The organism is Mitsuaria sp. MSU3D (assembly GCF_056867975.1).
Window position 1 is genome coordinate 1,570,090 of record NZ_CP200314.1, and the last position, 12,104, is coordinate 1,582,193.

A 12,104-nucleotide genomic window follows, 5' to 3' on the forward strand; every position below is an offset into this window, starting at 1 on the left:
GCACGCGCCATGCGCGGCGATCCGCCACGGCTCCCGGCGCGGCCGTCGTCGGCGTCGGCCAGTTCCTCGGCGGCCTCGGCCGAGGAGGTCCGCCCGCTGCCCGGAGATCCGTCGGCACGCCGGCGGGATGAGGCCAGCGGTCGTCGTCAGGCCTCGGCCAGCCGGTTGATGGGCGTGGTGACGCGGCATCTGCTCGATGACGAGGAGGAACGCGTCACCGGGGACGCCTCGCACGACCGGGGTTCAGACCTGGCACCGGCGGCGCCGAACTCGGGGTCGGATGGTGTCGCGAAGGCGAGCGCGCGCGCGTCGGCCAGCGGCGGCAAGGGCAAGGCACCGCCGCGTGGAACGCCGGGGCCGGTCGTGCGTCGCGGCGCGGCGTCGGCGCGCCGTCCGCCGCCGCCGGAGGACGACGTGTGGGCGCAGAGCGTCGATGCGGCGGAGGGCGCCGGTCGCGTCGTCGGTCCCGAATCGCGCATCCAGCCGGGGCGCAGCACGGCGCGCATCGAGGGCGTGCGGCCCGAGGCCACGGAGCGCGTCGGCCGATCGCCGCGCATGCGCATCGCAAGCTGGGGCGCGGTGCTGGCGGCGGTCGCGGCGCTGGTCGTGATGATCGCGGCGGGCTGGCTGGACATCGCGCCTCATGGACCGTCTGGCGATGCGGCCGGGGAGAGCGGGCGTATCAGTCCTCAGCATGGCGAGGCCCGTTGACTGCCGAGTCCGCTGGCCCTCACCCCCGCCCTCTCCCGCAAGCGGGAGAGGGAGTTCGACCGACGCTCTTCTTGCTTCCTCTTCCGCAAGCGGGAGACCCCCTTCGCATCGTCGAAGGGCCCTTCGTTCCGCGGTTACCTCCCGATGCGAATCCCTCCACAGTGGTGTGAAAACGTATCAGGAGGAACGTTGATGTTCGATGTCCACCAGGGGCGTGCGCAGGCACTACCGATGCCGGGCGGCGCGGCGGGAACCGACGCCGCGGAACTCTTCGTCATTTCCAATACGCCGCAGCCCGCTGTCAGCGCCCGGCTGCGCGCGCGGCAGGCCGCGCAGGCGTTGCAGGCCCGGAAGGCGGCGCGCGTGAAGGAGCTGGCCGCCGCCATCGAGGCGATGCGCGACGCTCGTCAGGCGCTGCCACTGCGCATGGATCGGGTGCTGGCGGCCGAAGCCGCCCAGGCCGAATGCGAGGCCGCGATCCTGGCGATCCAGCACCAGGTGACGGCCGCGCTTGCCGCCGCCGGGGCTGAACTGGCCGCGCGGCAGGCCGTGAGCAACAAGGCCCAGGAGGCCCTGGATGACGCCGCCGGGAGCCTGCGGCGCAGCGAGGAACGGATGCGCCGGCGCTCGCCCGCGCTGTCCGAACATGCCGCCGCGCTGGCGAGGGCGACTGGCGCCTACCGGGAAGCGCAGGCGGCCGCGCTGTCGCGCCGGGACGCGGCGCGAGCGGCGGAGATGCGGCTGCGCGACGCGATCGGCGCGATGAACCGGACCGTCCGCCCGCATTCGCTGGCCCTGGCCGCGCTGGGCGGCGCGGCCGAGATCGCGCTCGACGATGCCAGGAAGGCGCTGTCCGAGCACCGGCGCGCGGTCAGCGCCGCGGCGCGGGTGGTCGAGGACATCGGCCACACCGACGCGGCCAGCGATGCGTTGACGGCGCAACTGGCGCAACACGCGCATTGCGTCCGGGCGCATGCCGACGCGGTGGCGGCCATCGCACCCGGTGCGCGGCTGCAGTGGCAGGCGCAGGACTGCGGGGCGGCGATCGCGATGCAGCGGGCGGGGATCCGCCGCCTCGCCGGCGAGGTCGACGCGGAGCACATCGTCGTGGTGATGCGGCGCAACGACCTGATGCGCCACCAGGGCGCCGAGGCGGCGGCCGTCCAGAACCGATCCGCGCGCCGGGGCGCGGCGGCCAAGGCGGACCAACGCGCCGAGGCCAGCGCGCGGACTTTCGACGATCAACGCGAGGCGGCCGACGCCGCCGCCGCCACGATCGAGCGGGCGATCGCGCGGCTGCGCGAGGTCTTGACGGGCGCGCCGCTCCGGACCTGATCGCGGCAGTCGGCGATCGCCGGCGGCCTTCAGTACTGCCACGGCCGCTGGCCCTCACCCCAACCCTCTCCCGCAAGCGGGAGAGGGAGTAAGAAATGCGCCGGCCCCGCCGCGGGACTTCGGGTCGTCGACAGGCGCTTCGGCTCGCAGCGACTGCCCGAACGGACTACGCCCGACAGTGTCGCGAAAGACATCAGGGGACGGTCGATGGTCCAGTTTTTCGCACGCAACCGCGCCGGCATGCCGCCGCCGCCCCTGACCACGCCGCTGCCGCCCACGACCGGCGGCACGGGCACCGCAGGAACGCAGAACGCGACCGTGCCTGGCGCCCTGCAAGGCCTGACCCCGACCGGCGGCACCGTCGCCACCCGGCAGAGCCAGCGGCCGCGGATGAACCTGCTCGGCCGGACCGGCAATGCGCAGGCGCAAGCGCAGACGCCGGCCGTGCTGCCCGACATCGCGACGGCGATGGGGCAGGCCCACGGCGCGCATGGCCAGGTGGCGGCGCGCGTCGATGGCGAGGCCTCGGCCAACGCCGCGCTCAACAAGCGCCAGCAATCGATCCAGGACCTCCAGCAGCGCGGCACCGCCGCGGCCGCCGCGGCGGTGGCCGAAGCGCCGCGCCGTCAGGCCGAGCTGACCTCGGCGCAGGCGCAGGCCCAGCAGACCGCGGCGGCCTTGCCCCATCTCCAGACGGAAGTGAACCGGCATCAGGGCTTGCTGAACGCGGCGCGGGCGCAGGTCCCCGTGCTCGACGCCGCAGTGCACGCCGCCCGCAACGATCCCGCCTTGGGAAGGGAGAGGACGAACCTGAACAACGCCGAGCGCGCGCTGCGGCTCGCGCAAAGCGCTCCGCCAGATCCGCCGGCGCCGGCACAGCCCGCCCCTGCGGGAGCCGGGCCTGCGGCACCCACCCGCGCGCAACGGATCGCGCAGGCGACGGCGGACCGGGACAACGCCAACACGGCCCTTCAGCAGCTGAGGCAGGCGATCACCACGGCGGAGAACCACCGGACGCTCAACAACACCGCCATCGACACGCACGCCACCGACTTCGCGACCGCACAGGCGGACCAGCGCACGGGCATCGCGGCGCACGCCGCCGCCCAGCAGCGGGTGACGGCGGCCAACGATGCGATCGCGCGACTCACCCATGCGAGCCAGACGCTGGCCACGCTGACCGCCGCGAACTCGCCCGAGCAGCGGGCCATGCAGGACCATGCCGCAGCCGCGCAGACCGCCGTGCCCCATGCGGTCGCCGCGACGCAGGCGCATCGCACGCTGGCGCAATCCACGGCCGACGCGGCGGAGAGCACCCGCACGGCCGCCACGCATCGCGATGCGGAAGCGAAGCAGCAGGGGATCACCGACGCGGCCATCGACCGCCATGCGCAGGCGCGCGACCGGCTGCAGCCCGGCGGGGATCTGCACGCCCACCACCAGGCCTGCCAGCAGGCCGTGAATGCCGCCCAGGCCGCGATGCCCGCGCCAGCGCCGGGCGCTCCTCCGCCGGCGCCCAGCCGGGCCCTGCAGCGGGCCAATGCCGATCTGACACTGGCGCAGGACGCCATCAACGTGCAGCAGACGGTGGTGGCGCAACTCCTCACCGCAGCCAATGTCGAGCGTGGCAACCTGGCCGCGTGCCAGAACCATGTGCAGACGAGTGGACCCCTCGAGACCACCGCCAATCAGCAGCGGGACCAGCACCGGGTCGCGGCTGACAATGCGGATGCCACCGCCAGTGCCAGCACCCGGGCGCGCGACGCGCGCGAGCTCGCCGCCGATCAGGCACAGCAGCGGGTCGGGCACGCGATCGACGCGTTGTGCGAGGAGATCCGTCCCAAGGCCGCGCCGCCGCACCCGGACGAGCGCTCCATCGGGCACAAGGCCAAGGACACCCTGCTGAGCCGGCCGCTGGCCGCGGTGGAGCGGCGCATGGCACCGGTCAAGGTCGACTTCGCCGTCGGGTCCATCACCGGCTCCACCAGCGGCAGCGCGCCGACCAAGTTCAACAACGGCGTTCCGCCGGCCCGGACACCGACGGACAAGGTCCTGAGCGACGGCGCCCTGAAGCGCGTCGATGCGCATGTGAAGGTCGCCGCCGGCGGCGCCGCGAATCTGCTGACGGACGCGTCCATCCGCACCCAGCGCGCGGCGCAGACACCACCGGCCTTCGGCAATGCGGCGGCCTTCGCGTCCGAGGTCGGTCGCATGTTCGCGACCGAGACGCACGCGACCGAGTCCACGCCGGTCGGGACGATGCTGGCGCAGGCGCTGCTCACCCATCCCAATCCCGACCCGGCCGGCCGGCCCGACGGTCATCCGCTGCGTCATGAGCAGGCGCTGCTGATCGCGACGACGCTGCGCACGGTCACCGACGATCCGACCGTCGCCGCGCATGTCTACAACGCGCTCTGGAACAGCGGCGGCCCGGCGCTGCCGGGCATGGTGCCGCGTGGCCCGGCGCCGTCGCCGCTGGCCGGCGTGACGACGGCGCCGCCCGGGCCGGAGGTGGAGCGGCTGGCCAATGCCGCCAAGCGCGCGCTCGCCGCGACGTCCGGCGGCATGCAGGCGCTGCTGGACCTGCAGGGACTGTCGCTGCCGCCGGCGGCGCCGATGCCGGCGGCGCTCGGGCCGAATCCGACCCCCGCCGCCCAGACCACCCACAACGCGGCGTTGGCGGCCTTCCAGACGCGCCAGCATGCCGAGCATGCGGTCGAGCACTACAAGCTCGGCCTGCGCGCCGAGAGCGCCTTGCTGGCGCAGGGATTCAACGTCGGCGGCAACCAGACACCGGCGGACTTCCGCGCCGCCATCGCGGCGCATCCCGAGCACGTCAAGCTGATCGACCACAGGCGCCTGGGCACGGGCAACATGCGCCGCGGCACGGCGCAGCGCCGGGATCCGGAACATCCGGCCACGCTGCCCACGCAGGCCTTTCTCTACGCGGCGGACAACCTCACCCGCGCGCGAGGCGCGGCCGATCCGAATCCGGACATGAAGCCCGCCTACGTCGCGCTGCGCAACGGCTTCACGGAGAGCGGGTCGGGCTCCGACTTCCACCTGATGGCCAAGCGGCTGCACAAGTTCTGCAAGTACATCGACCTCGCCTGCAAGACGCAGGTTTCGGGACCCGGCGTGCGGGACTCGCTCCGTCATCCGATCGATTCGATGCGGCGCAAGGTCGGCAAGGACAAGACGCCGCTGAAGACGCTGATGCAGGCGGGACCGCTCGGGTCGGAGATCGGCACCGTGCCGGGCGAGCATGCCAAGCGGCTCAAGGGGGCGCTGGACCGGAGCAGGACGCTGCTGTTGGACGACGTGCGGGCCAATGCCGCGACCATGACCGGCGACGAGCGCACCCGCGCGGTCATGCGCCTGGCGGTGATGGACGCATGGAACGCGAAGGTGCCCGCGGCTGCCGATCCGCTGATCGACCTGACGCAGGGGCTGCGGCTCACGCAGGCCGAGATCGGCGCGGCCGCGGCCCGCGTCAACGACGAGATCTCCAATCCGCCGCCGCCGGCCGGAACGCCCGCGGGAGCACCGCCGCCGGCGCACGTGGCGCCCCCGGCGCTGAACCAGACCCTCGTGGATGCCGATGCCGCCGCGCACGCGGACAAGGCGCTGCTGCCCGGAACGCTGAACGACTGGGTGAAGGCAGGGCGGCTCAGCGCGTCCGGCGCGCCCGGATCGGTGCCGCAGGGCGGCGCGGCCGCGGTCACGCAGCTCCGGGGAGACCTGAAGGTTCTGCGCGGCAAGGCGGCGATGGACAGCGATCTCGCGCAGTTGCAGCGCGACTTCGACGCCGCCACGCCGCAGGCTCGTCAGGACATCCTGCGCCAGGTGCTGGTCACCGTCGTCGCCGGCGGCGACATGACGGACTACAGCGACGGCCGCAAGTTCGGCGTCGGCGGCATGTTCGGTTACGGCGTGGCCAGCGTGGACGGGATCGGCGGCCTGACGACGGGCATCACGCCGGTGGGCGAATTCAACGTCGACCGCAGCCGCACGGCGGTGCTCAAGGCGGGCGTGGCCTCCAACACCGGCGTGATCTTCCTCGGCAACGAGACCAAGGTCACCGAGATGCTGGGCGGCGGCGTGCGCGTGGGCGCGCAGGTCGGCAAGCTGGGCGGCAGCGTGCAGGCGATGGCGCGGCTGGGCGGCGCGCACCTGTTCAGCAAGGGGCTGATGATCCGCACCAACAAGACAGGCACGGAGCACCGGCAACTGACGGCCTCGCTGACGCCCGCGCAGTCGACGGCCATGCGGGCGCCGGAGGGCAGCTGGAAGCGCATGAGCGAACTGACGGTGAACTCGATCTTCGCGCTCGCCGCGCAGAACGGGCAGAACGGCGCTCCGGCGCGCCCCGCCAATGGCGGCGAGATGTGGGCGCAGATGGTGGGCAAGGTCGGCGACTACCGCGACATCTCCTTCGGCTGGAACGAGGGCAAGTCGCACCAGGTGAACGGCTCGCTCAGCGTCGACGGCAGCGGCAGCGGCAAGATCCTGGGCGTGGCCAGCGCGTCGGGCACCGCGGGTGTCGCGCTCAAGCACACCTTCATGAACCGCAGCAAGGCCAAGGACGAAGCCGGCGCGACGCGGACGGTGCAGGCCGGCAGCGGGTCGCGCACCTCGCTGGGCGCGGCGGCGAGCGTGGGCGTCTCGCATCCGACGATCAAGCGCGCCGACCAGCCTGATGTCGGCGTCTTCGCGCGGCACAAGGTCGGCGTGGAGACGGAGCTGGTGATCCAGGCGAAGAACGGCTTCGTGCGCATCACCACGGAGGACGGCAAGGTCAAGCCGAACATCTCGTACAAGCACCGCGAGTACGCCGTGCAGGACGACTTCATCAAGCTGGTGAACAAGGAGAGCGGCGCGTGGCAGGCGCGGCTGGGCCAGCGCGGCCCGGACGGCGTGCTGCGCGGCGGCGACGAGGCGCTGAAGGGCTTCCTCCAGCAGATGGTCAATCTGCCGCCGGGCAACAACCGCCTGTTCATCGAACGCAAGTGCCTCACGCCGGAGGCGGCGGACACGATCAACGCCTGCCTGGAGCGGATCAACGTGCTGCAGCGGCCGGGGGCGCCGGTGGATGAGGGCGCGGCGACGCAGATCAAGGATCTGCAGAAGCAGATCGCGGCGCATGTCGAGGCGGAGGCCAGCTGGCAGCCGTTCCGGCTGTTCGTCAACGAGTTGAATCAGCGCGCGCGGGACTCGTCGGTGGCGAGCGGCGAGTTCCGCGCGACGCCGAAGGCGGCAGAAGACAAGGAGGCCGGTCCGCAAGGCTTCGCCGAACGCTTCCTCGGCGGCGGCAAGGTCACGCTGGGCGGGAAGATCAACACCGCCCACGGCGGGCGGGACCTGATCACGATCGATGCGCAGCCGGCACGGCTGTGAGGCGTCAGTGGATGCAGGCGTTGTCCCGCGGTCCGCTGACGAGGTCGGTCAACAGCCTGTCGAGCCACGCGGTCTTCGCGGAAGGTGCGGACATGTCGGTCGTCGAGCCGGCGTTGGAGGGCTTGCGGCGGGGGCCCTTGATCCGGTCAGCCGCAGCAGCGTGAGGCCTGTGCCGACCCTGGAGGCGACGTTGTGGCCGCGCCGCGAGTGGGCGCGCAGCCGCAGGCGGGTGCTCCTGCCGCAGGCGCGCATCCCGTCGCCGCACCCAGGTTGACACGCTTGGCCAGTTCCTCAGCGCTCTCCTTGCGCTCGCTGTAGCGGCTCGTCAGGTAGGGACCGAGATCGCGCGTCAGCAAGGTGAACTTGAACAGTTCCTCCATCACGTCGACCACGCGGTCGTAGTAGGGGGAGGGCTTCATCCGACCCTCGTCCGTGAACTCGGCGAAGGCCTTGGCGACGGACGACTGGTTCGGGATGGTCAGCATGCGCATCCAGCGCCCCAGCACCCGCAGCTGGTTCACGGCGTTGAACGACTGCGACCCGCCGGACACCTGCATCACCGCCAGCGTCTTGCCCTGCGTGGGGCGCACCGAGCCCGATGACAACGGGATCCAGTCGATCTGCGTCTTCATGATCCCGGTCATGGCGCCATGCCGCTCGGGGGAGCACCAGACCATGCCCTCGGACCAGGCGGCGAGCTCACGCAGTTCCCGCACCTTCGGATGCGCATCGGGCGCGTCGTCCGGCAGAGGCAGGCCGGAGGGATCGAAGATCCTGACTTCCGCGCCCATGGCTTCGAGCAGACGCGCCGCTTCGAAGGTCAGCAACCGGCTGTAGGAGCGCTCGCGGAGCGAGCCGTACAGCATCAGGATGCGCGGTGGATGCGCGGAGGGTGACGGCACCGTCAGGCGATCCGGCGTGGGGAGGTCCAGCAGATCTTCGGTCAGCGCCGGGAACGTGGCGTCGGGAAAGAGGCGTTCAGACATGGGGTGCAGGCGTCGATGGGGTGGAGGAGGCGTCGCGATCGACGATCCGAGGGGGCGACAACAGGTGATGCACGCCTGCCGCGAGGACGGCGCCGACCAGCTCGGCGACGATGAAGCCCGGTGCGCTGGCCGGCGCGATGCCGGCAAAGCTGTCGCTGAACATGCGACCGAAGACGGCCGCCGGATTGGCGAAGGACGTCGATGCCGTGAACCAGTAGGCCGCGCCGATGTAGGCCGCGACCATCGCCGCCACGCGCGCGGGAGGCGCGCGCAGGATGACCAGCAACAGCCCGAAGGTGGCGACGCCCTCGGCGATCCACTGGCCCGTGCCGCTGCGCAGCTTGGTGGAGAACTGCAGCAGGGTCAGGTCGAACATGGCGTGGGCGAGCCAGGCGCCGAGCACGGCGCCCAGCAGTTGAGCGGCGACGTAGGGCAGCAGCGCGCTCCTGGCGAGCTCGCCGCGCCAGGCCATCACGGCGCTGACGGCGGGGTTGAAGTGGGCGCCGCTGACGGGGCCGAGCACCTCGATCAGGACGTACAGACCGCCCACCGTGGCCAGGGCGTTCGCCAGCAACGCGATGCCCGCGTTGCCGCCGGAGAGGCGTTCCGCCATCACGCCGGAGCCGATCACGACGGCGAGCAGCAGCGCCGATCCCAAGGCCTCTGCCAGCAGCTTGCGGGACAGTGTCATCGCGTCAGCTCCGGGCGATCTCGCCCAGCGCCTGCTGGAGGTCCGCCTGGCTCATCGTCGACAAGGGCAACTGCACCAGCTGCAGCATGCGATACCCGATGGCCTGCCGCGTGAGCTCGAACGCGCGGCGCTTGCCTTCATCGCCGCCTTCGGCATCGGACGGATCCGGATAGCCCCAGTGCACCTTGACCGGTTGTCCTGTCCCGCCGAAGAAGACGGGACATTGCTCGGCGGCGGCGCTGTCGCACACGGTGATGACGATGGACAGCGGCGGCGCGTCCGGCGCGCTGAACTCGTCCCAGCTCTTGCTGCGATAGCCCGCGGTGTCGACGCCGGCGGCTTGCAAGGCTTCCAGCGCAAACGAGTTGAGGCGGCCGCTGGGCGCGCTGCCCGCGCTGAAGGCACGGACCTCCTTGCCGAGCCGCCTCGCCCAATGATTCAGCATGCCCTCGGCGAGCACGCTGCGCGCGGAGTTGTGCGTGCAGAGGATGAGCACGTTGCAGAGCGTCGATGCCATGTCGGGTCCCCTGTCAGCAGCCGCAACGGGCCGAGGTCGGCGCCACGGCGCACGCGGCGCCCTGGCAGCAGTTCTCGGTGAGGTAGGCCAGGAGCGCGTTCATCTGCGGGTACTCGGCCCGATAGAGCACGTTGCGCCCGACCTGCTCGGAGGTCACCAGCCCCGCCTCGGCGAGGTCCTTCAGATGGAAGCCCAGCTTGGCGTAGGCGATGCCGAGCATCTCGACGAGGGCACCCGGGGTCAGGCCGTGCTCGCCGGCCACCACCAAGGCGCGGAACGCGTCGAGTCGAATGGGATGAGCGAGTGCGCCGAGTCCGGCCAGGGCAGTTGTCTTGTCCATGACCAACATTACAACAAAAATTGTAATGATCGACAAGACGTCCGTGCGATCCGGCTCAGTTCGGTGCGTTGACAGTCTTCAGGCACGCCGGTGTTCAGACCTGACCCTCAAGCGTCCAACCTGGAAGGCCTTACAGTGCAACTGGGTAGTTCGCACTGGTCTACTCGATCGTCCGTTTAGAGAGTGGGGAGAGCCGCATGGCCCTCCTTTACCTTGAAATCACATGAGCAAGAACAAGAGCAGGTCTTGGACACTCGGCGTTCTTCTGGCTGCCTTGAGTTGGTCCGCGCAGGCGGTCGCGGCGGCGCCTTGTCGAGGATTGGACAAGGGCGAGAACTGGGCAACGGCGGAAGTCCGGACCTTCGAAGGCTGCGCCAGTGGTGGGACGGTCGATCAGCTTCGCGCAGTGCTGAGCGCAATGGCTTATGGCGATGTCCAGGGCCACGCGTCTGCGTCGTCCCGCGCGAAAAGAATCTTCAACGAGCTGGAACGCAGGGGCGCGGTCCTGGCTTCTGACAGAAGATCATTCCTGCGCGTGCTCTTCGTCAATTGGGACTTCGTCGCCCTCGGAACCTATTCAAAGTCTGCAGAGGGCAAGCATTGGATCGGTGACCAGCGACTCCCCGACAGGTTGAAGCGCCTGGATGCCTCCTCCATTGCTGCGTCCCTGTTTACCGTGCGAGCGGATGTCGGCGAGCTGGCCGAACTCGAACTGGATCGTTCCAGCATTCCTCCGTTGATCGTCGTGTTCAGCCCCACATGCAACCCCTGCCGTCGGGCCGTGCGGGCGATTGAAGCAGACCCGGAGCTCCTTGGTCTCTTTGCGAGGTGCTCCCTCTGGGTGTCGACGGTCGATCAGACCTTCGACCTCAACCTGTACGCGCGATGGAACGAGGAGCATCCGTCGCTGCGAGGCTATCTGGTCCGCGATTGGGAACGCTTAGGGCTCGATTACCCCCGGTCGACCCCTGCCTTCCACGTCATTGCCCAAGGACAGAGGGCGGTCCGGATAGATGGCTGGCCCCAGGAGGGGAGGAAGGCAGAGATCCTCAAAGCCATGGAGCCGTTCAAGCAGCGGTGTGGAACGTGATGAGCGCACGCTCATCGATCTGAAGATCGCCATGCGTGAACTGCGCTGTGAGCGGCGTCATCGCGGGATCAACTGACCGACGGACTGAACGCCCTCAGCCGCGCCACCTCATCCACCGGCGTGGCGCCGAAGTAGCGCTTGAATTCGCGGCTGAACTGGGACGGGCTCTCGTAGCCCACGCGCGTGGCCGCGACGCCGGCCTTCACGCCTTCGTTGAGCATGATCAGGCGCGCCTTGTGCAGCTTGTAGCTCTTCACGTACTGCAGCGGCGAGGTGTTGGTCACCGCCTTGAAGTTGTGATGGAAGGCGGACACGCTCATGTTCACCAGGCCCGCCAGTTGCTCGACGCTGAGCGGCTTGGCGTAGTGGGACTCGATGTGCTGCAGCGCCTTCGTCACCTGCGCGAAATGCGTGTGCCGGTTGGCCAGCGCCTGGAGGGCCGCGCCGCTGTCGCCGCACAGCACGTGATAGATGATTTCCTTGAGGATGAGCTTGCCCAGCACCTTCGCGTCGCGCGGCTGGTGCATCGCGTCGAACAGGCGTTCGATGGCGCAGAGCACTTCCTCGGTGAACGCCGCGCTGTTGACGCCGGTGCACTCCAGGCTCGCGCGGCGGTCGAGGCCCTCGTCCTCCAGGTCGATCAGCAACTCCTGCAGCACCGCCGTGTCGATGTCGATCGATACGCCGACGAAGGGCTTGGCCTTGCTCGCGATCGTCTGGCATTCGAAGGGCAGGGGGACCGTCAGCAGCAGGTAGTTGTCCGCGTCGTAGCGGAAGGTCTTCTCGCCGACGAAACCCACCTTCGCGCCCTGCGCCACGATGACGATGGACGGCTCGTAGAGCACCGGCGTGCGCGGGTGCGAGGTCTCGGAATAGAGGATCCGGACGCCGGCCACCGGCGACGGCGTGGAGAAGGACGCGGACCGGTAGCGGGTCGCGGCGTCGATGATCCGCTGGCGGATGCTGTCGTTGAGGATGGTCGCCATGGGTGCTTCAAAGGGCTTCGGGCGCACGCGGTCTGCAGGCCGCGTGCGCCA

At 70.4% G+C, this 12,104-nt stretch carries 9 protein-coding genes; 4 read left to right on the forward strand and 5 right to left on the reverse strand.

Going from position 1 to position 12,104, the window contains the following annotated elements:
• Positions 1-9: 9 nt before the first annotated feature.
• The 3 genes from AC1VNM_RS07125 to AC1VNM_RS07135 all read left to right on the forward strand — a co-directional run bounded on the left by AC1VNM_RS07125 (position 10) and on the right by AC1VNM_RS07135 (position 7,443).
• Positions 10-711 carry a hypothetical protein gene (locus AC1VNM_RS07125; protein ID WP_483106365.1) on the forward strand — a complete coding sequence of 234 codons (702 nt, stop codon included), beginning with the start codon at positions 10-12 and terminating at the stop codon, positions 709-711.
• A 192-nt stretch (positions 712-903) separates the two neighbouring features.
• Positions 904-2,046 (forward strand): hypothetical protein, encoded by a 1,143-nt coding sequence (locus AC1VNM_RS07130; protein WP_483106366.1) that lies wholly within the window; start codon positions 904-906, stop codon positions 2,044-2,046.
• 207 nt (positions 2,047-2,253) lie between these two features.
• A complete protein-coding gene (locus AC1VNM_RS07135) occupies positions 2,254-7,443 on the forward strand; it encodes a coiled-coil domain-containing protein (protein ID WP_483106367.1) in 5,190 nt (1,729 codons plus the stop codon).
• Positions 7,444-7,589: 146 nt separating this feature from the next.
• On the opposite strand, the gene arsH is transcribed toward AC1VNM_RS07135, so the two are convergent.
• From arsH to AC1VNM_RS07155, 4 genes are read right to left on the reverse strand one after another with little or no spacing between them, the layout of a single operon-like run.
• Complete coding sequence (gene arsH / locus AC1VNM_RS07140; protein WP_483106368.1) at positions 7,590-8,429, reverse strand: arsenical resistance protein ArsH; 840 nt, start codon at positions 8,427-8,429, stop codon at positions 7,590-7,592.
• On the reverse strand, positions 8,422-9,120 hold the full coding sequence (locus AC1VNM_RS07145) for an aquaporin (RefSeq protein ID WP_377155117.1): 699 nt from the start codon (positions 9,118-9,120) through the stop codon (positions 8,422-8,424). Before AC1VNM_RS07145 ends, arsH begins: the two co-directional genes overlap by 8 nt.
• Positions 9,121-9,124: 4 nt before the next feature.
• Positions 9,125-9,637, reverse strand: coding sequence for an arsenate reductase ArsC (locus AC1VNM_RS07150; RefSeq protein WP_483106369.1), 513 nt, complete (start codon positions 9,635-9,637; stop codon positions 9,125-9,127).
• 13 nt (positions 9,638-9,650) lie between these two features.
• Positions 9,651-9,977 carry an ArsR/SmtB family transcription factor gene (locus AC1VNM_RS07155; RefSeq protein ID WP_483106370.1) on the reverse strand — a complete coding sequence of 109 codons (327 nt, stop codon included), beginning with the start codon at positions 9,975-9,977 and terminating at the stop codon, positions 9,651-9,653.
• Between the two features lie 223 nt (positions 9,978-10,200).
• On the opposite strand from AC1VNM_RS07155, the gene AC1VNM_RS07160 reads away from it, so the two are divergent.
• Complete coding sequence (locus tag AC1VNM_RS07160) at positions 10,201-11,067, forward strand: hypothetical protein (protein WP_483106371.1); 867 nt, start codon at positions 10,201-10,203, stop codon at positions 11,065-11,067.
• A 68-nt stretch (positions 11,068-11,135) separates the two neighbouring features.
• Here AC1VNM_RS07160 and AC1VNM_RS07165 read toward each other — a convergent pair whose 3' ends face one another.
• Positions 11,136-12,053 (reverse strand): AraC family transcriptional regulator, encoded by a 918-nt coding sequence (locus AC1VNM_RS07165; protein WP_483106372.1) that lies wholly within the window; start codon positions 12,051-12,053, stop codon positions 11,136-11,138.
• Positions 12,054-12,104: the final 51 nt, after the last annotated feature.